The following is a 25,085-nucleotide window of genomic DNA, read 5'->3' as shown; positions in this document are numbered from 1 at the left end:
TTTCCAACTTGCCAATCGCAAACTGGAAATTTACGCCACGGGGAATCGTAGGGCAAGTTTCCAACTTGCCAATCGCAAATTGGAACTTTGCGCCACGGGGAATCGTAGGGCAAGTTTCCAACTTGCCTCACGAAATACGAAACGAGAAAAATTTTTGGAGGAGTGGCAACATGAACCGTTTGATCGCGATGTGTGGACTGGACTGCGCCGCGTGCGATGCGTACCTCGCGACGCAGGCAAATGATCGCGCGGCGCAAGAGCGCGTGATCGCCAAGTGGCAGCAAGAGTACAACCTGGCGAACGTGACGCTGCAAGATGTGACGTGTGATGGTTGCGTGACTGGCGGACGCTTGGGCGGCTATTGCGGCAAGTGTGAAATTCGCGCGTGCGGCACGGCTCGCCAACTTGCCAACTGCGCGCACTGCAACGATTACGCAACGTGCGACAAGCTGGTTGGCTTTTTCGCGCAAGTGCCCATCGCGCGCGCCAATCTCGACGAGATTCGACGCGCGTTGTAGCAAGAACCCCATTCCTGCCGAAACGGGAATGGGGTTCTTAATTTTAGCGCGTCAGCTCGACGATCAGCACGTCGAGCGCAACCGATGGCTCGGCGCGACTCGTCTTCATCGCGAGGTCGGTGTTGAGGAGTTTCTGATAGATCGCTTCGAGTTGCGGCATGGAAAAGTTCAGCGCTTGTGTCCAGGTTTTCTGCGCGACGAACGGATGCAAGTGGAGTTGTTCGCGCGTGTGGTCGAGCGTATCTCCGCGCGCGGCGAGGTCGCGCATCTGCAGCAGCATACGAAATTGGCGCACGATCATTGTGAGCAAGTACTGCGGCGCGGCGTTTTGTTGCAGATGCGCGTGCAACAGATCGAGTGCGCGTTTCGTTTGTCGCTTGCCCACCGCGTCCACCAACTCGAAAATGTTCGCTTCGTTCACTGCCGCGACGAGCGTCTGCACATCCTGGGCGCGAATCGGCGCGTCGCCGCGATAGGTGATGAGTTTTTCGATCTCATTGTCGAGCAAGCGCGGGTCCGCGCCGACGTGTTGCGCGAGTTGTTCGACCGCGTCCGGTTCGATCTGCGCGCCCTTGGATTTCACGCGCGCGTGAATCCAGCCCGGCAAATTTCGCATTTCGGGCGCGACGAATTCCCGGACTGCCGCGTGTTTGTCCGCGCTCGCGTATTTGAGAATCGGATTATTCTTCGCCAGCGTTTTCGATTCGATAAAGACGAGCCGCGCGTGGTCGGGCAACTGCGCGAGGTACTCTTGCAAACTCTTGGCAAGATCGGGGTTCGATTCCTCTTCAACCGCGTCGCCTTCGCCGTCATCCTTGCCGCGCCTGGGTTCGAGGCGCGCGAGCAAGCCCGTGACAATCACGAGCCGCTTGTCGGAGAGAAACGGAATCGCGTCGCACGCGTGTCGCAATTCGCCGAGCGAGACCTTGGCGTCGAATCGCGCCGTGTTCAGGTCGGCGTACTGCGCGTCGCCCATCTTGGCGTAGAGCGCGCGGACTTGTTCGGTGCGCGCCAGTTCGTCATCGCCGTGAAAGATATAATACATGCTTCACTCAACCCAATGATCTGCGCGCATTATACACGCGCTCCATCAAATTCCAAATTGTGGGATTTTAAATTCCCCACCCCGCCCACGCGGGCGTGCCCGCCGCGTCAAGACCCGCGAAGGTAGCGGTCCCATTTCGCCGCGATATCGTTCGCGGTTCGGTCGCGCGATGCCGCCGGATTCCAACCGGACGTTGGCGGCGCTTGGGTTTGTCCTGGCGACCACGTCGCGAGTTGTTGTTGCAACAGCGCTTGCCAATTCATCGGTTGCATCCGCGTCGCTTGCAATTGCATTTGCAAATTTTGCGCGACCTGGGGCGCGAGTTGCTGCAATTTTTGAAACGCTTGCATGTATTCCGGGACGCGATTCTGCGACGCATACAGCGTGCACAAAACATAGTACGGTTGCGGAATCGCGGGGTTGAGTTGAATCGCCGTGTTCAAATGTCGCTCGGCAAGGTCTGGGCGGTTCAGCGTCGCGTAAAAAATTCCGGCATTGACGTGCAAGCGGCTGTCCTGCGGACTGAGCCGAAGCGCGATTTCCGTTTGCGCTTGCGCGGCTTGCCAATTTCCCAGCGCGGCATAGAGCTGTCCCAGCCAGCCGTGCGCCTCCGCCGAATTGGGTTCGAGCTTGATCGCTTCTTCCAGGTGCGGCACGGCGAGCGCCGGCTTTTGGAGCGACCAGTAAAAACTGGCGAGTTGAAAACGATAACTCAGGTTCCGGGGATCGAGTTGCGCGGCTTGATTGTATTCCGCCGCGGCTTCGTCCCACTTTGCCATTCGCACCAGACTGTTGCCCAGCATGAAATGCAACATCGCGTTCGTCGGGTTGAGCGCGACTGCGCGCCGAATTTCCTGGAGCGATTCCGGGATCAATCCTTTTTGTTCCAAGACCGTCGCGCGCATCGCGTGCAGGTCCGCCGATTTTTGATCGCGCGCGATCAGTGCATCCAGGTGTCGCAACGCATCGTCGAAACGTCCCGCCGTCGCGTACAGCATCACGAGGTTGCGTTGCAGTCCCTCGTCTTTCGGCACGAGCGGCAACAATTCCTCGCACGCCTGGATGCCTTCGGCGATTTTTTGTTTGCGCGAGTAATAGCGCGCGAGACTATAACGCGGCGGCAATGCTTTCGGATTGAGTTGAATCGCTTGTTTCCACTTGTTCGCCGCTTCGACCGCGACGGTTTCGGATAATTCTTCTTCGGCTTGCACTGCGAGCGCATCGCCCCAGGTTGTCAACGCCATCGAATCGTTCGGACGTTGCCGGTCGTACCGCGCGACGTACTCGAGCGCGGTTTTGTAATCGCGGCGACCCAGCGCCAACTGCGCTTGCAACAAATCGAGATCGGCGACATCGGTCGCCTTCGTCACGTCGAGACTCAACTTGTCGCGGAGTTGTTGGATGTGCTCCTTGATCGTCGGGTCGTTCAACTGATTCTGGGTCGCCATTTCCACGAGACGATCAAAGCGTTCCTTCACATCTTGGTACGGCAGAAGAATCGCGCGGGGCAGCGCGAGTTTGAGTTCGGCGTTGAGTCCTGCCATGAACGTGTCAAAATCCGGACACTCGAAGAGGTGAAAACGTTTGGGATACTGGGTCGCGAGCGCGAGGACGCGCGGCGCGGGGTTATCCTTCGGACGAACACCCCAGTAGATGCCGTTCGGAAACGTACGCGCGTCTTTGACGACTTGCTCGAACACACGCATTACCGACAGATCGCGTCCCGCGTAGCCGATCACGACCATGCCGCACTCGCCGGCGAACTCTTTGAACTTGGCGCTCATGTTCGGATCGAGTTCTTCCAATTCTTCGGTGGTGTTCTTCAAGCGTTGGAAAAGATAATCGCCGTGCAGTTTGATGATCTTGGCGCGGTCGGTCGTGATGCGAATGTCCATCACCTGGGAATCGGCGGCGCAGACGACCGGGTTGTAACCCAGGTACATCGTAAGCGCGTCGTTGATCAGGTCGTCAAAGTTCGTCGTGAAGATCGTATTGAAATAACCTTTTTGCACGATGTTCGCGAGGTACAAATAGCCCCAACTCGGAAACGCGCCTTCGACCTTTTTCTCGATGTACGCCTGGCGCGCGCGCTGAACCGGATACAACCATTCGAAAAGGCGCGAGTACTCGTCGTCTTGGTTGTACCACTCTTTTTGCGCCGCGCACCATTTTTCGAAATTCGCGTCTTTGGGCGCGTTCTCCTCGAACGCCATCTGTCGCCATTCGCGAATCATTTCCGAGGCGAGGAGGACGCCGGAACTTTTGGACGCGCCCGCGCCGAGGAGCAAGGTAAATTCGCGCGGGTTGGCTTGCGCGACAAGGCGAATAACGCGGATCGGTGAAAGCAGAACTGGTTCTGGCATACGAACTCCTTACCGCGAGCGGTTTGCTCGTATGCCAATCATAATCGGAATTGCGGGTAAAGCAAGACCCCCACCCCAGCCCTCCCCCGTTCGGCAAACTTCGCCGAACAGGGGAGGGTTGGGGTGGGGGGGGCGACTCGCGTTAACCCGTTAGAATCTGCTCCACCCGATACCCCGCCGCGAGAAACCATTGCAAATCATCCGCATGGTCGAGCAGGTCAATCGGCGTTGTGCCGGTCAGCGCAAAGAATTGTTTTTCGACAGCAACCGCGTCGCCGCTGGGACGTTGCATCGGGTCGGAATGCTCGCGCCAGAACGCGTGCCACAACGCTTGCGCGTCGCGCGGCAAATCGGGCACGCTCACAAATCCCTTGCGATGCGCGTCAATCCGAATCCAATTTTCTTTCAACGCGCGAATCAGCGGATAAAGATGCGGTTCGCCTGGATCATCGCGCAAATAGTGAAACGTCACCGACGCGTTCATATACGTGTAGTAAATGTCCCACAAATGATCTTTTGCATCCATCCACGCGACGCCAAACCGCGCGACAAAATCGAACGGATTCGAGTAGCCGATGAGCACGATATCGCTGAGGTCGTTGCTGCGAACGCTGTAATAGTACGGATAGAACGACTCGGCGAGCGCGTGGAGCGTGGCGAATTGCGCGGCGCGTCCATCCAACCCAGGATACGTCGAGTGCGCGTTGCAGCCGAACAACCCAGTCTGCGGATCGCGGTACACGACGAGGTTATGCTCGATGTCCTGGGTCGTTTCGAGAAGCATGAACTGCGGTGCGTGCCCGTGCAAATAATTTACGGCGTACGCGAACAACGCGCCCTCAAAGCAATGCGCGATGCCCATTTGCAAAACGCGGCGCGGCGGGAGCGCAGTCTCGTCCTGCTCCGGCGAAACGTGATCGTCGTTGTAGTACACTTGATTGTTGAGAAAATCTTGCACCTTGTCCGGCGTGTCGAGCGCGGCGAGGACGAGTAATTCGTCGTCGGCGAAACGCAAACCCAGCTCGCGCGTGCGCGCGACGAGCCGCGCGTGCGTGACTGGGGTGACCGCATCGCGATACTGCTCGACGAATCCGCGCAAGACGCGCGCGGGATCAAGTTCGTTGAGTGAAATGCCGGGAGAAAGTGGTCTGCTCATGAGGACACATTCACCGCAGAGGCGCGGAGCACGCGGAGAACGCAAAGTTTTTATATATGAATTTTCTCCGCGCTCTCGGCGTCTCTGCGGTAAAAAATTATTCGCGAATTAACTGCTTGATGCGATAGCCCGCCGCGAGAAAATATTGCAGATCGCTCGCGTTATCTGCGAGGTCAATCGGCGTCGTGCCGGTCAAACGCATAAATTCTTTTTCGATTTCGCGCGCCGCGCCTTGCGCGCGTCGTCCATCGTTCGCGCCGTACACGCGCCAGAACGCGCGCCACACGTCTTGCGCGTCGCGCGGCAAATCGGCGACGCTGACGAACGGTTTGCCATTCGCATCCATCCGAATCCAGTTTTCTTTCAGCGCGCGCACGACCGGATACAGATGCGTTTCGTTCGAATCGTCGAAATAGCGCAAGCGCACCGTGTCGTCTACGTACGTATAGTACAAATCCCAGAGCGGCTGCTCCGAACCGATCCACGCGGTGCCGAATTTCGGGATCAAGTCGAACGGCTCGGAATAACCGACGAGCGTGAGGTCGTTTGGATCGTGCGTGCGGTCGCTGTAATAGTACGGCACGAACGACTCCGCCATTTCGCGAATCGTGCGAAACCGCGCTGGGCGACCATCAAGATTCGGAAACGCGGAATGCGCGTTGCAACCGTACAACCCGGTCGCCGGGTTTTGCCACACGACGAGGTTATGTTCCGAATCCTGGGACGCTTCGAGCAAGACCATGCGCGGGTTGTGACCGTGCAAGAAATTAACCGCGTACGCGAACAGCGCGCCTTCAAAGCAATGCGCCAGCCCGGTTCGCAGGACGAGGCGCGGCGGCATCGCCGTCTCTTCGAGTTCGACCGCCGCGTGATCGTTGTTGTAATAAATCTGCGTGTTGAGAAATTGCTGCACCTTGTCCGGCGTGTCGAGCGCGGCGAGAATCGTCACTTCGTCGTCGCTCAAATGCCAAGCGTACTCGCGCACGCGCGCGCGAAACCACGCCAACGCGACCGGGTTGGTCGCGCGGCGATAGCAGTCGGCAAAATGGCGTAGTTGTTGCGAGGATTCGAATTCCGGCAAGGTGATGCCGGGGGGAATGGGTTTGCTCATCGGGCGGGAGTATATCGAACGTTGCGATTTGCGTCAACGTTTGCCGTTGCCCGCAAATTGTGCTATACTTTTTGCAGTTGCCCCTGTAGCTCAAATGGATAGAGCGAAGCACTCCTAACGCTGAGGTTGTGGGTTCAAGTCCCGCCAGGGGCATTCTGCGTTTCTAACCAGAGAGCACAGAGAAATTTTTCTCTGTGCTCTCTGTGTTCTCCGCGGTAAACAAATCCATGCTACTCGCGCGCGGCGGTAATCTCCTCGATTTGCGCGAGCATCCGCGCCCAATGCGTGCCGCGCCAGTACACGCGCCGGCATTGTGGGCATCTCCGAAAACGCGTGTGCGTGCGTAACACGTACGCCGGTACATCGTCGCGCACCAATTCGATGGGCGCGTCTTCGATGGGCACGTTGCATTCGGCGCACCGCGAGAATGCTTCGTGCGCGGAGAGATGCAATTCGCGAAACACTTGGTGCACCTGGTCCGCGACGTGATCCGATTCGATCAACACGAATCTCAAACCGCGTCGCCGCGTCAGTTCGACATCGCGCGTGAGCAGAACGCGATGCTCGGCGCGCGCGATCTGCGCGAGTTCGGGATCGTCCATGTGCGGCAGATACGTCGTGTCGTAACCGAGCAGACGTAGCCAGGTCGCTAGGCGTCCTAACATATTGTCGGCGAGGAATTTCATCGCGTCGGATTATAGCGCGGGAAAGGAAACAAGTAAACTCGAAATCTTGTCTCCTCGTCCACCTATGCTATAATGCCGCCGACAAGGAGGAACGATGTCGCTCACACGTGCTCAAGTGTTACACATCGCCGAACTGGCAAAACTGAAATTGGATGACGCCGACGTGGACCGCATGACGCAGCAGTTGTCCGCGATTCTCGATCACGCCGCGCGCTTGCAAGAGTTGAACACGGACGCGATTTCGCCGACCGCGAGCGTCGTGCCGCTGCACAATGTGATGCGCGACGATGTGGTCGCGCCGTCATTGCCGCGCGCGGATGCGTTGGCAAACGCGCCGGACAAGGACGATAAGGGCGAATTTTTCCGCGTGCGCGCGATTTTCAAAGAGTAACGAGGCGAACAACATGGAATTATTTCGATTGACGATTCATCAAGCGTGCGAGTTGTTGCAAAAAGGCGAGATCAGTTCGGTCGAGTTGACGCGCGCGGTGTTGCAACGCATTGACGCGGTCGAAGCACGCGTCCAGGCATTTCTCACCTTGATTGGCGAACGCGCGCTCGACCAGGCGCGTGAGGCGGACGCGCAGTGGGCGCAGCATCGCCGCGATGGAACACCCGCGCCCAAGTTGCTCGGTATCCCGATGGCGATCAAGGACGAAGTCTTGACGCGCGGCGTGCGCACGACCGCGGGTTCGAAAATTCTGAACAATTTTGTACCACCGTACAACGCGACCGTGATGGAAAAATTGAATGCGGCGGGCGGCATTCTCATCGGCAAAACGAATCAGGACGAATTCGCGATGGGGTCGTCCACCGAAAACTCGCGCTATTTCGTCACGCACAATCCCTGGGATTTGGAACGCGTGCCCGGTGGATCGAGCGGCGGCAGCGCGGCGGCGCTCGCGGCGGATGAAACCTTGTTCGCGCTCGGCACGGACACCGGCGGCAGTGTGCGCCAACCCGCGTCGTTCACGAACGTCGTCGGCTTGCGCCCGACGTACGGACGCGTGTCGCGGTACGGCATCGTCGCGTACGCGTCGTCGCTCGACCAGGTGGGACCAATGGCGAAGGATGTGCGCGATGCCGCGACGATTCTGGGCATCATCGCCGGGTACGACGCGCACGAAGCGACCTCGGTGAATACGCCGGTGCCGGATTACGAAGCGGCGCTGGTAGGGGCGACGCATGCGTCGCCCTTACAAAATATTCGGATCGGCGTGCCGCGCGAATATTTTATCGAAGGCATGCAAGCCGGCGTCGAGCGCGCGGTGCGCGACGCGTTGCGCGTGATGGAATCGCTTGGCGCGACGACGCACGCGGTTACGCTGCCGCACACCGATTACTCGCTCCCGGCGTACTATCTCATCGCGCCGGCGGAGGCGTCCGCGAATCTCGCACGGTACGACGGCGTCAAGTACGGCTATCGCAACGAGATCAGCAACGAGATGTGGGATGTGATGCGCGCGACGCGCGGCGATGGATTCGGCGCGGAGGTCAAGCGGCGCATCATGCTCGGCACATACGCGTTGAGCGCGGGTTACTACGACGCGTACTATTTGAAAGCGCAAAAAGTTCGTACGCTCATCAAGCAGGATTTCGACCAGGCATTTGAAAAGGTGGACGTGATCGTGGGACCGACTTCGCCGACGACCGCGTTCAAGATTGGCGAGAAAGTGGACGATCCGCTCCAAATGTATCTCGCCGATGTGTTTACGCTTTCGCAAGCGCTCGCCGGCATTCCGACGATCGCGATTCCGTGCGGGTTCGCGGACGGATTGCCCGTCGGCTTGCAAGTGATGGCGCGCGCGTTCGACGAGACGCGCATGTTGCAGGTCGCGTACGCGTACGAGCAAGTGACCGAGTGGCACACGCGGAAACCGAGTTTGTAGTGAACAGTAAAAACGCTCGCGTCGAGAGACGCGGGCGTTTTTGATTTGGATGGAATAATTTTGGTGGATTGTTGACATTAAATACGCGGCATGTTAGAATGCAATCAAATGCGAACTAGTGTTCGGAATCAGGAAAAATGATTGCAATGACTTGGGATTATCAGTTGAATGCCTTGGAGAGTAATCTTCTTCACTTGGGTTATTCTGGCTCAGGGGGTAAGGTCATTCGGGATTACAAATTTGCAACCACGGCAAGGAGACTGGGGCGTGCCGATCTGATCGCATTTGCGGATTCCCGACGACACGATATTTCCACTGCATGCATCGCCGTAAAGCAATTGTTCGATGGCGACAAATTTTCTGTTCTGCGACAATTGAGCTATGTAGGTGCTCCAATTGCGATCCTTGCTTTGTCAGATAGCGTTGAGTTGTGGCCTGTCGTCCACGCTGATAGCACAAGTAACCAACTTGCACCAAGAATAATTGCTACTTTGCAATATGATGAGGTAGGCAAATACTTTGATGCCTATAAGGCAGAACTGTCTCCTCGGTCATTGCTTGATGCAAAACGTAGTGGACGGCAATTTTCCTTTTTCTCTATTGATCCCTCACTGGAAGCATTTGCCCGTGATGCAACCCAGAAAACACTCGTACAACAATATGAAGAAGCAATTGGGTCCATTCCGCAGACATTGCGCAAAAAGTATCCGACCGCATTGACCCGTTTGGCAATTCAGATCTTAGCCGCGCGTATTCTCCAAGACAAGCTGGAGGCATACGACGATCTTCGCACATTTGACCTCAATTCTTTACTAACCGCCTTGCGGAATCGCTTTCCAAGTTATTTTCAAAACATGGATAAGGAAATAAACCTCATAGGAAAGGATACTGCGAAGAGTCTATATGATAGGTTGCATAGTGAGTTCACATTTCGTAGTTTGACTAATGATATGTTGGCGTACTTTTACGAAAACACTTTTGTTACCGAGTCAACGCGCGAAGAGCTAGGTATCCATTACACACCTCGTTTTGTCGCCGAACGTATATTTCAACGATTGCCAATCGAAGATTTGCCGCCAGAGAAACGCACAGTCCTAGATGGTACATGCGGGTCTGGAAATCTACTTTTGGCTGCCTATAATCGTCTTTCGGGCTTGTTGCCTATCGCAAGTTCGACAGAAGAACGGCACTCATACTTGCTTAAGCATATTTGGGGAGTTGACAAAGATCCCTTCGCTAGGGAGATCGCTCGTTTGTCTTTGCTATTGTACGATCTGCCAGCCGGTGATAGTTGGGATATCCGAGTCCGTAATGTGTTCGAACTTAATCCACAAAAAGAATATGGAGATATGCCACACGTTATAGTTGGTAATCCCCCATTCAGTGAACCACGTTCAACAGAAGGAGAACGCGTTGAACTGGCTGCTCAAGTGCTGAACCGTTATGTAGATTGGTTAGCTCCTGGCGGTTTTCTTGGAGTTGTTGTCCCGCTAACTTTTCTTAATAAGAGGGCTACATGCCAGTCTCGCTCGAAATTATTAGCATCTTGTGATTTGCTCGAAGTATGGCATATGCCAGAGGGTACGATTCCTAGTTCTTCTGTTGGAACTGCGATTATCTTAGCGCGGAAATTACCCTCTCGCGAAACCAAATCTGTATCAGTTGCAGGCTTGGTTCGTGTTGACGTAGTTGATCGCAATGATAGAACAGGATTTGCACAAAACCAAGAACCAACTATCAGTTATGTCGTACCCCAGATCAAATGGCTTAGTGCATATCAGCAAAAAATGGAAAGCTCGGCATTTGATCGCGTTTGGACCAAAATAGGGATGACCTTTCCAGCAGTTCACCCTAATTTCTGTGAGCTTAACAATGGGGTCCAGCCGGGTAAAAAGGCGAGGGCGACGCACTTCAGTTCCACACCCAAAGGAAGGGGTTGGAAACCGGTCCTTTACAAAAATACAAATGGCGATATCTTGGAACCATTTGCCATAAATTCTGAAAGACAAAGGATCAGGTACATCAAATACCCAAGCGAAGATATCCAGTGGCCGCGTGAAGCAACTCATTTCGAGAAATCGACGAAACTTGTGTTGAATGCTACTCGAAATGCAACTGCTCCTTGGCGATTTTATGCTGCGATCGATAGAAGCAAGTTGGTTGTGACTGAGAATTTCCATTATGCTCTGCCTCGCGAAGGAGTCACAGCCCAAGAATTGGTCGCGGTTTTCAATAGTACTTTGGCTAACGCTTGGTATGCAAGCCACAACTACCAACGAGATGTTAACTTGAGTGATCTCAAACGACTTCCTTACCCAGTCTTCACCAGTAAACAAAAGGACGAAATCCGTAATTTGGTCCAGCAGATAGAAAAGGTCAAGTCCTCACCAACTCCGATCAACAACGAACTTAGAAAGCTCGTCACCAGGTTAGATGAAGTTGTGTTTGATGCTTATGGCATAAGTCGAGAGGAGCGCAAACAAATTCAAGCTTGGATGGGACGTTTCCCTCGACCTGGAAGGGAATGGAAAAAAATCCCTGTCGCATCTACTAAAGCTGAGACATATTCAGGTAGACGCTGGAAACTTTCTGGCGAGGTTAAGAGTATAGATGCGGAAAGTATTCAAATAACTATCTGGGTGCAGGGGCGTGGTGAATCAGAAATTCCTATTCCTTCTGCAATGCCAGGATGGGCTTTGCGTCCAGGTACCGCATTTATTGCGTCGGTTCCGTGGGAGCAAAAGAATGAAACTGATTTGGCGAAAATCAAGTGGTTCGACTTTTCGCCTCTTGAATTTGGCTATCTATCTGAAGAAGAATTGGTTTCGCTCTTGTCAAAAAATGTAGAGGAATAACGCAATGTCCAACCCCACAACTATAGTTGCCTTTCTTAACACGGGGCAAGGCGATTCTACTGTTATTATTCTTCCCGACCATACGAGTGCTTTACTAATGGATTGTTGCCAAGCGGCTATCTCAGCCGACTATCTAGATCTGCACAAGATTACGACGCTAAAACAAGTATTCTTGAGCCACACCGATGTAGATCATATTGATGGCATACTTGAACTGTTACAAAATTTCAACCATGTAGAATCAATTCGATATAATCATGACACAATTAAGTTTGTCAGGAATAATCAAAGAGTCAAATTTATTTTGCGACAACTAGCGGAACTTACCAACAAACATGGATGGAAATTCGAGTTTCCGTTCGCCGGTCAAAAATGGGAATTCCAGGACGTTGTGGTCGATATTCTTCATCCTGACCAACGAGATAAACGCGATGCGGACTTAAGGGGAGATAGCAATAATGTTTCAGTGATCTTGAGAATTACTTTTGCAGGGCATCGAATCTTGCTGACAGGAGACATAGAAGGTCCGGGATGGCAACATGTGATAGCGCGAAATACAGATTTGAAAGCTGATGTACTCAAGTTTCCTCATCACGGTGCTTGGTACAACCCGGCAGCTGGACAGCCCTCTTTGCCTCAGGTATTAGGGAAAGTGGCACCTGAGTTGGTAGTCATTTCGGTAGGTACCAATAATAGATATAACCATCCAAGTACCGATACTTTTAGACTCCTTTCCAAATCCAAATTGCGTTTTGTCTGTACACAGGCAACGCTTCAATGTCATAAAACCCTTCCCAAAGGAAAATCGCGAGCCTGTGCCGGAACCGTTGAGATAAAAATAAGTAGTGACGGCATGGAAGTAGCTCCCGATCCGAAAACACATGGAGATACGATCCGAAAATTCAAATCTCCCAAATGTAGAAAATAAACGCGGTTCTGTTGTGTATGTCTCAAGCGATTCTCGATCGAGAATCGCTTTTTCCTACCCTCAATTATGCCGAGAATAAGTACACTCGCCAAACGCCGCATTTGACAAAAGTCGGTCGCCGCGATACAATAGCAAACGATACCCCCTCCGGTGGGGGGTGGGCTAGCAAATGAGGCACCCGAATGGCTGAAATCAAGAAAGACGATCTGCGGAACCGCGCGCTCTCGATTCAAGGGCACATGGGCGCGGTGGCGCGCATGATTGACGAGGACGCGTACTGCATTGACATTATCAAGCAGACGCAGGCGATCCAAAAGGCGCTCGAAAAACTGAACGCGCTCCTGCTCGAACGTCACCTGGGCAGTTGCGTCACGACCGCGATTCGCGGCAACAATTCCAAAGAGCGCGAACGCGTGATCAACGAATTGCTCGATGTATTTGAGACCACAGCAAAGCTGTGAACAATGAACAGTGAACTGTTTACTGTTCACTGTTTACTGCTCACTGGAGTTTAGATGTCTACCCAACAAGTTACTCTTCCCATCGCCGGGATGACGTGCGCCTCGTGTGTGATGCACGTCGAGCACGGACTGAAAGAGGTGCCCGGCGTCGAAAAGGCGGCGGTCAATCTCGCGAACGAACGCGCAACGGTCGAGTTCGATCCGGCGCAAGCGAATATAGATCAAATGGTCGCGGCGGTGCGCGATGTCGGCTACGATGTCGTCGTGGACAAGATCACGCTGCCGATTGGCGGCATGACGTGCGCGTCGTGTGTGATGCACGTCGAAGGCGGACTCAAATCCGTACCCGGCGTGCTCAACGTCAGCGTCAACCTCGCGACGGAACGCGCGACGGTCGAGATGATTCCCGGCGCGGCGACGCTCGCCGATTTGAAACACGCGGTCGAGGATGTCGGCTACGAAGTGCTCGACACCGGCGACGCGCAAGCCGGCACGACCGAACTCGTGGACCGCGAACGCGTCTTGCGCGAAGAAGAACGGCAACGCGAGTGGAACGATTTGAAGGTCGGCATTCTTTTCACGTTACCGCTTTTCGCGCTGGCGATGACGCACGACGTACTCGACGCGGCGATGGGGATGGATGCCATGCCGGCGTTCTTCAAATGGACAGGATTCACCTGGCTCTTGTTCGCGCTCGCGACACCGGTGCAATTCTACGTCGGTCGCTCGTACCATCGCGGCGCGTGGAAATCCGCGCGCGCGCTCGCGCCGAATATGGATTTGCTCATCTCGCTTGGCACGAACGCGGCGTACTGGTTCAGCGTGATCGTGATGTTCGCGCCGGTGTTCGGTTTCAAAATCGAATCGCACGTGTACTTTGAAAGCGCGGCGGTCATCATCACGCTCATCAAAGTCGGCAAGTATCTCGAAGCGCGCGCCAAAGGACAGACGTCCGAAGCGATCAAAAATTTGATGAAACTGCAAGCCAAGACCGCGCGCGTTGAACGCGACGGCGCGGAAATCGAAATCCCGATTGACCAAGTGCGTGTCGGCGATGTTGTCACCGTGCGCCCCGGCGAAAAAATTCCGGTGGACGGCGTGATTCTTGTCGGCAATTCGTCGGTGGACGAGTCCATGATCACCGGCGAAAGTTTGCCGGTCGAAAAAACGGTTGGCGACGGCGTGATCGGCGCGACGATCAACAAGGTGGGCGCGTTCAAATTTCAAGCGCGCAAGGTCGGCAAAGAGACCGCACTCGCGCAGATCATCAAGTTGGTCGAGGACGCGCAAGGTTCGAAAGCGCCGATTCAACGGCTCGCCGATCAAATCTCGGCGGTGTTTGTGCCGGCGGTCGTCGTGCTCGCGCTCGCGACGTTCGCCGTGTGGATGATTTTCGGACCGCAACCCGCGTTCAACATGGCGTTCGTCAACTTTGTCGCGGTGCTGATTATCGCGTGCCCGTGCGCGCTCGGTCTCGCCACGCCGACCGCGATCATGGTCGGCACCGGCAAGGGCGCGGAGAACGGCGTGTTGATTCGCAGCGGCGGCGCGCTCGAAACCGCGCACAAGGTCAGCGCGATTATTCTCGACAAGACTGGGACGTTGACCCAGGGTGCGCCGGCGGTAACGGAAACAATTACCAATTACCAAGTACCAATTTCTAAAGAAGAATTCCTTCGCTTGATAGCGAGCGCCGAGAAGAACAGCGAGCATCCGCTGGGTCAAGCCATCGTCAAACACGCGCAGGAAGCCGGGTTGAAGTTGATGGAGCCAACCGAGTTTGGCGCGGTCGCGGGACATGGCATTCGCGCGCGCGTGGACGGGCGCGAGTTGTTGATCGGCAACGCGAAACTGATGAGCGATTCGAACATCTCGCTCGACGGGTTGACCGCGCAAGCCGCGTCGCTCGCGGACGCCGGCAAGACCGCGATGTTCGCGGCGGTAGATGGTCGCGCGGCTGGGTTGATCGCAGTCGCGGATACGCTCAAGCCGAATTCGCGCGCGGCGGTCGCCGAATTGAAAAAACTGGGTCTCAAAGTGTACATCCTGACCGGCGATAATCCGCGCACGGCTGCCGCCATCGCGCATCAGGTTGGCATTGATAATTTCTTCGCCGAAGTTCTGCCGCATCAAAAAGCAGATAAGGTGAAGGAACTGCAAGCGCAAGGCGAAACGGTTGCGATGGTTGGCGACGGCATCAACGACGCGCCCGCGCTCGCACAGGCGAATATCGGCATCGCGATTGGCACAGGCACGGACGTCGCGATGCAAGCTGCCGAGATCACGCTCATCTCCGGCGATTTGCGCGGCGTCGTCACCGCCATCGCGTTATCCAAGCAAACGATTCGCACGATCAAAGGCAACTTGTTCTGGGCGTTCTTTTACAACGTGCTCGGCATTCCGGTTGCGGCGGGCGTGTTGTATCCGTTCTTCGGTTTGTTGTTGAATCCGATCATCGCCGCCGCGGCGATGGCGTTCTCGTCCGTGTTCGTCGTGACTAACTCGTTGCGACTGCGCGGCTTTCGCGCGCCAGTCGTTTGACGCAAAGGTGGCGCAATGGAAAATCTAACCGTCTGGTTCAATCGCATTGACACGCGCGTGACCGAGTGGATGGCGCGCTATGGCGTGCTGCTCCTGCGCGTCAGTCTGGGCATCGTGTTCTTTTGGTTCGGCGTGCTCAAGTTTTTTCCAGGGTTGAGTCCCGCGCAAGATTTGGCAACGCGGACGATCAGCATTCTGACGTTCGGCATGATTCCGCCGAACATCGCCATTCTGATCCTGGCAACCTGGGAATGCGTGATCGGGCTGGGATTGATCTTTGGCGTCTGGATGCGCGCGACGTTGTTCTTGTTGTTCCTGCAAATGCTCGGCACGCTTACCCCCGTCGCGTTCTTTCCGCGCGAAGTGTTCACCGCGATCCCGTACGCGCCGACGCTCGAAGGGCAATACATCATCAAGAATTTCGTGCTTATCAGCGCGGGCTTGGTGATCGGCGCGACGGTGCGCGGCGGCAGAGTGGTCGCCGATCCGCGTGATGCGCGGTTGGCAATCCAAACGCGATAACTTCAAACAGGAGGAGTGACGATGCCCGCGTATGTCATCGTTGAGGTTGAGGTGCACGACCCGGTGGGGTACGACGAGTACAAAAAACTTGCGCCCGCGTCCATCGTGCAGTACGGCGGCAAGTACATTGCGCGCGGCGGCAAGGTTGCTACGCTCGAAGGGGATTGGTCGCCGACGCGCCTCGTCATTCTCGAATTCGAGAGTGTCGCGCGCGCCCAGCAATGGATTGATTCGCCCGAGTATGCGCCGGCGCGCAAACTGCGCCATCGGTACGCGTCGAGCAAGATGATCGTCGTCGAGGGATTGTCCACGTGATTCGCGTCGAGGTGTGCCAATACTGCGGCGCGACGCGCGCAATCATCGCGACCGTGCGCGAATTCGAGCAGAGTTATCGCGACCAGGTGCGGCTCGAGATCGCTCAGTGTCTCAACGAATGTCACAACATGCCGGTCGTCAAGGTGAACAACGAACTCGTCGCCGATGCAACACCGCCGGCGGTGCGCGACTCGATCGCGCGCGCGCTCACCCAGGAGCGCGCGCATGGGTGAAACGCTCGCGGCGATTTACGATCCGCTCATCGCGCCGTTCGATCCGCTCGGCGTGCGCGCGTGGCGCGAGTGGGTCGTGCGCGAGGCGCGCGGGCGCGTGCTCGAAATCGGTATTGGCACCGGCTTGAATTTGAAATACTATCGTGCGGCGGAGGCGATTGCCGCGATTGACCCGGACGGGGCTTCCCTTCAACGCGCGCGCGCGCGACGCAATGGTCACGCGCGCGTGATCCGTCTGCACCAAGCGTTTGCGGAAGCATTGCCCTTCGCCGACGCGTCGTTCGATGCGGTCGTCGGCACGTTGACGTTTTGCTCGATTGGCGACCCAGGTCTGGCGCTCGCCGAAATACGACGCGTGCTCAAGCCCGGCGGGATGTTTCGTCTCATCGAGCACGTGCGTGTCGAGAATCGCGTGATCGCGCGTTTGCAGGACGCGGCGACGCCGTTGTGGAAAAACATCGCGGGCAATTGCCACTTGAATCGCGATACGCGCGCCGCGGTCGCGCGCGCGGGCTTTCAGATTTGCGCGGTGCGGAAACACATCGGCGGATTGTTCATCGGAATTGATGCTGTGAACTAGAAATTGGAAGTTGGAAGTTGGAAGTTGGAAATTGGAATCCCACCTCCAACTTCTAATTTCCAACTTCTAACATCCAAATTCACCAGGAGGAAAGAATGCAACACAAAGATCCCGTCTGTGGAATGACAGTCGAGGAGAGTACGGCAAAATTCAAGTGGGACTATAACGGGACCACGTACTTTTTTTGCGGGAAAGGATGCCAGGTCGCGTTCCAAAAAGACCCCGAAAAGTTTTTGAAGAACGGACCGATGATGCACATGCCCGATCATTCACACTAATCGGTCTGCCGCGAACGCCGCGCGCGAGATTCGTTTCATCTCGCGCGCGGTGTTTGTTTTTGGTCGCGTTACACAATTGCGGATTGTCATTGCATTGGGCGCGACGCGACTCGCAATTAAAGTGGCGGTAGTCGCCCGGCGAATTTGATTGACGCACCGCAACCCCGATGCTATAATTCTTGCAGGAGGGGAACATGCAAAACAAATTTCTTTTTGTGTTCATCGTGAGCGGCTTGCTTGGGTTGAGTGGATTTTTGCTCGCGCCACGCGTCGCCGCGCAAGCGCCGATCAACACGTCGCCCGCGACCGCGATCTACCTCGACAATCAGTGGCAGTACATTCCACCGCAAACGACGCTGTGGTTCCTCTTCGATTACGGCGGCGACCGTTCGATTGCCGAACTGATTTTGCTAGACGGTACGCCAAAGAAATTGCGATTCAATGTGTACACGCCGGGTCAAGTCGCCGGACGCGAAGACGGCAGCAAACCCATCGGACGCGGCTCTGCCCCAATGGTCAACTGCGATGCCGGCAAATGTCCGAGCAACAATCTGCTTTGGAAGGGCGCGTTCAACGAAGCCGGCACGTACATGATCGAGGTCATTAACGACAATCCGATCGGGATGCCGTACATGCTCGGCATCGTCGGCGGGAGCGTCACCTTGCGCGTGCCGCCGCCGCAACCACCCCAGCAACTCGTCCCGCGCGCGTTGCCTACGCCAACTCTCGCGTTGACCGCGACAACAACCCTGACCCCGACACTCGCATTGACGCCTGAGCCAACCCCGAGCGCGACCGCGACGATTACCGCGGCTACGCCGATCACGATGGGCAATGTGTTGTTCGCGCTCGGCAGTCCGCCGCAAAGCATTCCCGAGTACGCCCGGCTATGGTTCGGGTTCGGCTATCCGGCAGAACGCGCGCAAATCGAAATTGTGATTCCGGATGGCGCGGCAACGGGCTTGGCATTTTTACTTTTCGCGCAGGATGCGAACGCGCCAAACAGCGAAATCAAATACATCGGCGCGGCGAGCGCCAACGCGCGCGACCTGTCGTGGGTTGGCGAATTTTCGACGGCAGGCGCGTACTATGTTCAAGTTGTCAACAACACCGCAACACCGCAGTCGTTTCAAGTGCTCGTCATCGGCACTCTGCCAGGTACGCGGCGTTGATACGAAAAACCCGCGCAAGGTTAATGCGCGTATTGAAAAACCGCGTCCACCCGGGCGTGGTTTAATGTTTTTCCAATCCGCCCACTTGCTCGCGCGGGAAATGTCGTTATAATCAGCGACACGATGAGCAACCTGTCTTCCGCCCGCGTGTCGCAGCGCGTGCAATCGTTCACCGAGTCCGTCATTCGCGAAATGACGCGGCTCGCGCAGCAACACCACGCCGTCAACCTCGCCCAGGGGTTTCCGGATTTTTCCGCGCCCACCGAATTGAAACGCGCCGCGGCGCAAGCGATTCACGACGATTGGAATCAGTACGCGATTACCTGGGGTTCGCCGCGCTTGCGCCACGCGCTCGCCGCCAAAGTCCATTGGTTCAATGGCATGGAGATTGACCCGGAGACGCAGATCACCGTCACGTGCGGCGCGACCGAAGCGATGATCGCGACGATGTTCGCGCTCGTCAATCCCGGCGACAAGGTCGCCATCCTCCAACCCTTCTACGAAAATTACGGACCCGACGCGATTCTCGCCGGCGCGGAACCGATTTTTGTTTCGCTGCGTCCGCCGCAGTTCACGTTCGATCCCGACGAATTGCGTCACGCGTTTCGTCGCGGCGCGCGCGCGGTCATCATCAACAATCCAAACAATCCGACTGGACGCGTCTTGACGTATGACGAATTGAAAACGGTCGCCGATCTGTGTCTCGAGTACGACGCGTTCGCGATCACCGATGAAATCTACGAGCACATCGTTTACGCGGATCGCCCGCACATCAGTCTCGCGACCTTGCCCGGCATGGCGGATCGCACGGTGACGATCAGCGGCTTGTCGAAAACGTACTCGATCACCGGTTGGCGGCTGGGTTACGCGCTCGCCGCGCCCGATCTGACGAATGGCATTCGCAAGGCGCACGATTTTCTCACCGTCGGCGCGCCCGCGCCGTTGCAAGAAGCCGGCGCCATCGCGTTACAAATGCCGCGCGCATACTATGATCAACTTCGTGCGGATTACATGCGCCGCCGCGCGCTCATGCTCGACGCATTGCAAAATGCTGGATTCACATTCACCGCGCCGGAAGGCGCGTACTATGTGATGACCGATTTCTCGGCGTTCGGTTTCGACGACGACGTCGCGTTCGCGCGTTATCTCGTCGAGCAGATCGGCGTGGCGACCGTGCCGGGTAGTAGTTTCTACGCGCCGCCCGAACTGGGCAAACGCCAGGTGCGTTTTTGTTTTTGCAAAAAGGATGAAACACTGCGCGCGGCGAGTGAACGTCTGGCGCAGTTGAAACGGAAATAAGCGTGGAACAATCAATCAAAGCGCGGAGCGTAAATCCGCTTAGTTGGGGTGTCGTGCTCGTTTACTGGGTCGTGTTTGTGTCATTTTTCGATAACCATTCGTTATTGCCGTTGCTTTCGCCGTACGCGAAATCGCTCGGCGCGTCCATCGAAATGATCGGCGTCATCGTCGGCGCGTACTCGGCGGTCAACCTGCTTGGCAATCTCGGCACCGGGTACTGGATTGACCGTATCGGGCGCAAGACGCCGATGGTCGTCGGCTTGTTCATCGTCGCGGCGATCCTGGGTTTGTATCCGCTCGCGCGCGACCCGAATCAATTGCTCGCATTGCGCGTGGCGCACGGTTTCGGCGCGGCGCTCGTGTCGCCCGCGTCGCTCGCGTTGATTGACGACCGCGCGCGTCCCGGTCAACGCGGCAAAGCGATGGCATTCTACGGCGCGTCTATCGGCTTGACGACCTTGCTCGCGCCGCCGCTCTCTGGGATGCTACGCGACCGGCTGGGTTACGCGTCGGTGTTCGTGATGCTCGCCGCGCTGATTTTTGTTAGCGCGCTGTTGACCTTGTTCTTCGTTTCGGAAGCGCGGCAACCGCGCGACCACGCGCGTTTTCAGTGGCGCGTGTTGATGAATCGGCGCTTGTCGGTGTCGTACACGTCCGCGTTCGCGCTCTTGTTCGCGCTCGGTTTGCTCATCGTCTTTTTGCCGTTGATGGCAAGCGGGGTCGGTCTCTCGTCGGCGCAGACCGGCATGTTATTCGCGAGTTTCGCCGTCGCCGCGATTTTGATGATGGCTCTGCCGGTCGGACGCATCTCGGATCGCGTCGGCAGGCAAGCGCCGATCATCCTGGGTCTCGCGCTGATCGTGGTCGCGCTCGCGCTGATGCCGGTGTTTGGCGACGCGACCGCGCTGTACGCGTGGATGTTTCTGTACGGCATCGGGTTCGGCGTGCTCTTTCCGGCGATGACCGCGCTGATCGGCGACGAGTTGCCGGCGGACGCGCGCGGGATGGGCGCGGGCATGTTCACCGCGGTCTTTTCGCTCGGCGCGACGGCGGGCACGCTCGCGACCGGGTTACTCGTGGGCATTCAACAACTCGTTGGACTGCATCCGTTTCAAACCGCCGCCGCGCTGATTCTGTTTGCGATGGCGTGGGCGTGGCTCGCGCTGACACCGCGTCGAGAATGAAACACAAACAACGGATGGAAAACGGACAAACGAATAAATGGAACCAACGAATTTTCTGTTGCTAGATGTACACGATTCGTTTATTCGTTTGTCCGTTTATTATTCGTTGACTCCTCTTTCATCACCGCGATCGTCGCGGACGATGGTTCGACATCCAACTCGTCGCGCAGCGCGCGGACGCATTGCTCGAACACGCGACGCGCCTGCGCGCGATCACCGCGCTGGGCGTATGCGCGCATCATCAACCGATACGCGTGTTCCCAGCACCGGTCGCGCGCGAGCACGCGCTCGCACCACGCCACGCATTCATCGTCCATCCCGCGCGCCAGACATTCCGCTGCGAGCCGATCCGCCGCGCGCAAGTACAACGCGAGCAACCGTTCGCGTTCGGCGATTGCCCAGTCCTCGTACCGCGCGTCCGTCGCGAGTAAATCGTCGGCGTAGAGCGCGAGCGCGCGGCGGTACAAATCAAGCGCGTCGTCGTCCGCGGATTGTTCCGCGCGCGCGATTAGCGCGGTGAATTCGTCTGTATCGAGCCACACGTCTGCGCCCGCGCGCAACTGGTACGCCGATCCCTCGCGCGCGATGAACGCCGGTGCGTCATCCGCCTCGCGTTCCGGTTCGAGCGCCTTGTTCAGCGCGTTCAACGCGACTTTGAAATCGCGCGCGGCGGACGCGGGCGACTCGCCGCGCCACAGTGTTTCGAAAATCGTTTCGCGTTCGAGCCACTGTCCGCGTCGCGTGAGGAACACTTGCAACAACTGGCGCGCTTTTTTGCGTTGCCACTCGCGCGCGGAAATTTCCACGTCGCCGCGCCACACGCGAAACGCGCCGAGCATAAACACGCGCAGTTGATAACCTGGGTGCGCGAGCGCATCGCCCAGCCCCAGCGCGCCGAGCAAGCGCGTGATGTACGCGACATGCTTGCCGCGCCGCCGCGCGTGCAACAACAACGGCACGCCCACGCGCGGCGCTTGCCAACCGATGAGCGTCGGCGTCGTCAGCAAATAATCGTAGCGATGTTCTTGCGCGAGCGCGAGGGCGTCATCCAGGTGCGCGAGCATCCGTTCGGGCTGACGCAAATGCCAGTACGCGAGCGCGAGCCACAGCCGCGCCGCCGCGCGACCGAACGTATCGCCGCACGAACGAAATCCCGCGAGCGCGTCGTTCAACGCTTCGATGCCTTCGCGATCGCGTCGCGCGGTGACAAGACTCGCGCCGAGCGCGATTTGCACGAGCGCGATGACCCACGCGTCGCCGGCATCGCGCGCGATCTTGACGCCTTCGACCGCGCTCTTTTGCGCGGCGTCCAGGTCACCGGCAAACCCCCGCGCGCGGCTCATGCCCCACATCGCCTCCGCGCGCACGCGGCGCACCGCCAATTGATCGCCGAGCGCGATCGCGTCTTCGTAGCTCGCCACCGCGCGCGCAAGGTCGCCGCGCAGTTGGTACGCGTGACCCAGACGCATTTTGCCCACCGCCGTGACGAATGGCGAATGCAACCGCGCGCCGAGCGCGATGCCTTCTTGCGCCGCGGCGAACGCTTCGTCCGCGCGACCCTGGAGCGAATCAATCAGCGCGAGCAGGAGCAAGGTCTCGCGCGCGGCGCGCGGCGCGTGCATCTGCCCGCGTTCCGCGCGCGCCCAGTCCTGCAAAATCTCGCGCGCCTCGTCGTGCCGTCCCGTGCGCAGTTTGACGCGCACGCTCAACGCATCCTCGCTCGGACCTTCCTCGTACAACGCGCGCGCCTGGGCGCGCAATTGTTCGGCGTCTTGCGCCTTGCCCATGTTCAATTTATTTTCGGCGAGCAGTTCGAGCAAACGCGCGCGCGCGATGCGGTCGTCCATGCCGTCGCTGAGACGCAATGCTTCTTCGAGCGAATCTTCGGCTTGCGCGGGGCGCACCGTGTCGAGATACACGAGCGCGCGCCCGCGCAACGCGCGCGTGATGCCGCGCGAATCATTCGCGTTGCGCCACGCGTGTTCGGCTTGCGCGTACCACGCGAGTGCCTCGTCGAAGCGCGAACGCAAACGCGCCAGGTCGCCGAGATGAAACATCAGCGTGGGATGCGCGGCGACGACATCGGGGGGGATCGGCTCCATCCACGCGGACAACGTTTCGAGCCGTCCTGCGCGCAACAACGTTTCACCGATTCGTTCGATGACGCGCGCGGCGTCATCGAACGCGCGTGCGCGTAAAAGATGGTACATCGCTTCATCGTGATTTTCCGCGTGGCGATAAAACTCGGCGGCGGTGCGATGCCGCGCCAAGACTGCGTCGGGTTGATCGCGTTGCGCCTGCGCGCGCAAAAAATCGTGGAAAAGATTGTGGTAACGAAAATGCGAATCGCCTAGCGCGACGATGAACAGATCGCGCGCGTGCAGTTGCGCGAGCATCGCGCGCGCGTCGGTGGATGGGCAAACTGCGGCGCACGCCGCCGCGTCCAACTCGCGCAAGACCGCGGTGTGTAACAGAAATGTTTGCGCGTCGGCGGGTTGTTGCGCGAGCACATCGCGCGCGAGATACGCGAACAATGTGTCGAGCGATTCCGCGCCGCGCGCGAGGAGCGCGGCGACGTCAGTTTGCGGATGCGCGCGCATTTCTTGCCACACGAGTTGCAACGCGATAGACCAGCCCTCGGTTTTTTCTTCGAGCGCGGCGACCTGGGAATCGGTCAATTCGCACGCGTACTGGTCGCGAAAGAGCGCGGCGATTTCGTCGCGCGTGAACGCGAGCGCGTCGCGTTTCAGATCGAGGACTTGCCCGCGCGCGCGCCACGACGCGAGATGCTCCCACTGGGGTCGGTCGGCGTAGCGCGTCGCGACGATGACGTGCAAGTCGCGCGGCAGGAACGCGAGCAAGTGGTCCATCAACGAATCCACGTCCGGCGACGCGGCAAGGTGATAATCGTCCACGATGAGGAGCGCGGGTGCTTCAATCGCGGACGCTAGCGCGTTGAGGAGCGCGTCGAGCGCGACGCGCGTGTCGCCGGCGTCCTGCAATAACGCGAGCGGCGCGTCCGATAGCGCGGGCATGCCAAGGCGAAACGCGGCGATGAGGTGCGCGAGAAAAAGGTACGGATCGGCGTCGCCTTCGCTCACGGTGTACCAAAAGAGCGGCACGTTCCACTCGGCAATCTGCGCGAGCGCGGTGGACTTGCCATAGCCGGTGCTCGCCTGCATCAACGTGACGCGATGATCGAGCGACGCGCGCAACTGTGCGTCGACGCGCGGGCGAAGCAAGGCATAACGCGGCAAGCGCGGTGGAATCAGTTTGGTCGTGAGTATTTCTTGGCGGGGCATTATCAATATTTTATCCGCGAATTACGCGAATCTCCGCTGATTCTTTCATTCTTATTCGCGCAATTCGCGTAATTCGCGGATCAAGTTGATTGTTTCACGCGCGCGCGGATTGACGCGACAAGAGAAAGAGCAATCGCCAGCCGAGCAAGAATAGTCCACCAAAGCCGGTCGCGGTGATGGCGAACATGGTTTGGATCGTGGCACTGCCGAGCAGGTACGCGCGGAACACGAGCGCGAACGTGATCGCGACGAGCCACGCGTTGAGCGAACGCGCGAGAAAACGCGCGGGACGTTCGCGCGCGTCCAGACGATACGCGCCGAGGAGCGCCGCGCTGATAAGCCAGGGCACGATGAACGGCAAGGTCGTCTGCGCGATGCCGAGCAGAGGATTCGCGTTAACGGTCTCGTGGTTGCGCTGCCCGATAAACACGAACAGCGCGAGCGCGATCAAATCACCGACGAGCAAAATCCAACCGACCGGACGTTTGAGTGCGTCGAACATGATGGTCTCCTGAAATCGTGGCGCAAAGTTCCAATTTGCGATTGGCAAGTTGGAAACTTGCCCTACGATTCCGCGTGGCGCAAAGTTCCAATTTGCGATTGGCAAGTTGGAAACTTGCCCTACGATTCCGCGTGGCGCAAAGTTC

At 57.5% G+C, this 25,085-nt stretch carries 22 protein-coding genes and 1 tRNA gene; 16 read left to right on the top strand and 7 right to left on the bottom strand.

All coding sequences use genetic code 11. From position 1 onward, the window contains the following. Nucleotides 1–170: 170 nt before the first annotated feature. Nucleotides 171–518 (top strand): DUF3795 domain-containing protein, encoded by a 348-nt coding sequence (locus HY868_19960; GenBank protein ID MBI5304418.1) that lies wholly within the window; start codon nucleotides 171–173, stop codon nucleotides 516–518. A 43-nt stretch (nucleotides 519–561) separates the two neighbouring features. Here the strand turns inward: HY868_19960 and holA are convergent, their stop codons facing one another. The 4 genes from holA to HY868_19940 all read right to left on the bottom strand — a co-directional run bounded on the left by holA (nucleotide 562) and on the right by HY868_19940 (nucleotide 6,193). Beyond that, the gene (gene holA / locus HY868_19955; protein ID MBI5304417.1) at nucleotides 562–1,563 is read right to left on the bottom strand and encodes a DNA polymerase III subunit delta; all 1,002 of its coding nucleotides are present in this window, start codon (nucleotides 1,561–1,563) and stop codon (nucleotides 562–564) included. 107 nt (nucleotides 1,564–1,670) lie between these two features. Next, nucleotides 1,671–3,926 carry a tetratricopeptide repeat protein gene (locus HY868_19950; protein MBI5304416.1) on the bottom strand — a complete coding sequence of 752 codons (2,256 nt, stop codon included), beginning with the start codon at nucleotides 3,924–3,926 and terminating at the stop codon, nucleotides 1,671–1,673. Nucleotides 3,927–4,068: 142 nt separating this feature from the next. Beyond that, nucleotides 4,069–5,082, bottom strand: coding sequence for a hypothetical protein (locus tag HY868_19945; protein ID MBI5304415.1), 1,014 nt, complete (start codon nucleotides 5,080–5,082; stop codon nucleotides 4,069–4,071). A gap of 97 nt (nucleotides 5,083–5,179) precedes the next feature. Further along, nucleotides 5,180–6,193 (bottom strand): hypothetical protein, encoded by a 1,014-nt coding sequence (locus HY868_19940; GenBank protein ID MBI5304414.1) that lies wholly within the window; start codon nucleotides 6,191–6,193, stop codon nucleotides 5,180–5,182. A 79-nt stretch (nucleotides 6,194–6,272) separates the two neighbouring features. Between HY868_19940 and HY868_19935 the strand changes: the two genes are divergently transcribed. Further along, nucleotides 6,273–6,346: transfer RNA gene (locus tag HY868_19935), tRNA-Arg, on the top strand. 77 nt (nucleotides 6,347–6,423) lie between these two features. Here HY868_19935 and HY868_19930 read toward each other — a convergent pair. Then, entirely contained in the window at nucleotides 6,424–6,879 is a 456-nt protein-coding gene (locus HY868_19930) for a Mut7-C RNAse domain-containing protein (GenBank protein MBI5304413.1), read from the bottom strand. 94 nt (nucleotides 6,880–6,973) lie between these two features. On the opposite strand from HY868_19930, the gene gatC reads away from it, so the two are divergent. From gatC to HY868_19860, 14 genes are all read left to right on the top strand, one after another. Continuing rightward, nucleotides 6,974–7,270 (top strand): Asp-tRNA(Asn)/Glu-tRNA(Gln) amidotransferase subunit GatC, encoded by a 297-nt coding sequence (gene gatC / locus HY868_19925; GenBank protein MBI5304412.1) that lies wholly within the window; start codon nucleotides 6,974–6,976, stop codon nucleotides 7,268–7,270. A gap of 13 nt (nucleotides 7,271–7,283) precedes the next feature. Further along, complete coding sequence (gatA, locus tag HY868_19920) at nucleotides 7,284–8,768, top strand: Asp-tRNA(Asn)/Glu-tRNA(Gln) amidotransferase subunit GatA (GenBank protein MBI5304411.1); 1,485 nt, start codon at nucleotides 7,284–7,286, stop codon at nucleotides 8,766–8,768. 137 nt (nucleotides 8,769–8,905) lie between these two features. Beyond that, nucleotides 8,906–11,623: an SAM-dependent DNA methyltransferase gene (locus tag HY868_19915; GenBank protein ID MBI5304410.1), complete on the top strand. Its 2,718-nt coding sequence runs from the start codon at nucleotides 8,906–8,908 to the stop codon at nucleotides 11,621–11,623. Nucleotides 11,624–11,627: 4 nt separating this feature from the next. After that, entirely contained in the window at nucleotides 11,628–12,551 is a 924-nt protein-coding gene (locus HY868_19910) for a hypothetical protein (protein MBI5304409.1), read from the top strand. Nucleotides 12,552–12,733: 182 nt separating this feature from the next. Beyond that, the gene (locus HY868_19905) at nucleotides 12,734–13,012 is read left to right on the top strand and encodes a metal-sensitive transcriptional regulator (protein ID MBI5304408.1); all 279 of its coding nucleotides are present in this window, start codon (nucleotides 12,734–12,736) and stop codon (nucleotides 13,010–13,012) included. Between the two features lie 54 nt (nucleotides 13,013–13,066). Beyond that, on the top strand, nucleotides 13,067–15,553 hold the full coding sequence (locus tag HY868_19900; protein ID MBI5304407.1) for a copper-translocating P-type ATPase: 2,487 nt from the start codon (nucleotides 13,067–13,069) through the stop codon (nucleotides 15,551–15,553). Nucleotides 15,554–15,568: 15 nt separating this feature from the next. Next, nucleotides 15,569–16,075, top strand: a complete 507-nt coding sequence (locus tag HY868_19895; GenBank protein MBI5304406.1) for a DoxX family protein — start codon at nucleotides 15,569–15,571, stop codon at nucleotides 16,073–16,075. 21 nt (nucleotides 16,076–16,096) lie between these two features. Continuing rightward, nucleotides 16,097–16,390, top strand: coding sequence for a DUF1330 domain-containing protein (locus HY868_19890; GenBank protein ID MBI5304405.1), 294 nt, complete (start codon nucleotides 16,097–16,099; stop codon nucleotides 16,388–16,390). Continuing rightward, nucleotides 16,387–16,623, top strand: a complete 237-nt coding sequence (locus HY868_19885; protein ID MBI5304404.1) for an NAD(P)H-dependent oxidoreductase subunit E — start codon at nucleotides 16,387–16,389, stop codon at nucleotides 16,621–16,623. The genes HY868_19890 and HY868_19885 overlap by 4 nt, the downstream gene beginning before the upstream one ends. Next, entirely contained in the window at nucleotides 16,616–17,203 is a 588-nt protein-coding gene (locus HY868_19880) for a class I SAM-dependent methyltransferase (GenBank protein ID MBI5304403.1), read from the top strand. Before HY868_19885 ends, HY868_19880 begins: the two co-directional genes overlap by 8 nt. Nucleotides 17,204–17,298: 95 nt before the next feature. Continuing rightward, nucleotides 17,299–17,481: a YHS domain-containing protein gene (locus HY868_19875; GenBank protein ID MBI5304402.1), complete on the top strand. Its 183-nt coding sequence runs from the start codon at nucleotides 17,299–17,301 to the stop codon at nucleotides 17,479–17,481. 194 nt (nucleotides 17,482–17,675) lie between these two features. Then, nucleotides 17,676–18,653: a hypothetical protein gene (locus HY868_19870; GenBank protein ID MBI5304401.1), complete on the top strand. Its 978-nt coding sequence runs from the start codon at nucleotides 17,676–17,678 to the stop codon at nucleotides 18,651–18,653. Between the two features lie 123 nt (nucleotides 18,654–18,776). Beyond that, on the top strand, nucleotides 18,777–19,952 hold the full coding sequence (locus HY868_19865) for an aminotransferase class I/II-fold pyridoxal phosphate-dependent enzyme (GenBank protein MBI5304400.1): 1,176 nt from the start codon (nucleotides 18,777–18,779) through the stop codon (nucleotides 19,950–19,952). 2 nt (nucleotides 19,953–19,954) lie between these two features. Next, complete coding sequence (locus tag HY868_19860) at nucleotides 19,955–21,136, top strand: MFS transporter (GenBank protein MBI5304399.1); 1,182 nt, start codon at nucleotides 19,955–19,957, stop codon at nucleotides 21,134–21,136. Between the two features lie 80 nt (nucleotides 21,137–21,216). Here the strand turns inward: HY868_19860 and HY868_19855 are convergent, their stop codons facing one another. Continuing rightward, nucleotides 21,217–24,438 carry a transcriptional regulator gene (locus tag HY868_19855; GenBank protein MBI5304398.1) on the bottom strand — a complete coding sequence of 1,074 codons (3,222 nt, stop codon included), beginning with the start codon at nucleotides 24,436–24,438 and terminating at the stop codon, nucleotides 21,217–21,219. A gap of 94 nt (nucleotides 24,439–24,532) precedes the next feature. Further along, nucleotides 24,533–24,940 carry a DUF3054 domain-containing protein gene (locus HY868_19850; GenBank protein MBI5304397.1) on the bottom strand — a complete coding sequence of 136 codons (408 nt, stop codon included), beginning with the start codon at nucleotides 24,938–24,940 and terminating at the stop codon, nucleotides 24,533–24,535. Nucleotides 24,941–25,085: the final 145 nt, after the last annotated feature.

Source organism: Chloroflexota bacterium, from assembly GCA_016219275.1.
Classification (GTDB): Bacteria; Chloroflexota; Anaerolineae; order UBA4142; family UBA4142; genus JACRBM01.
This window is presented reverse-complemented; position numbering and strand designations above follow the sequence as displayed.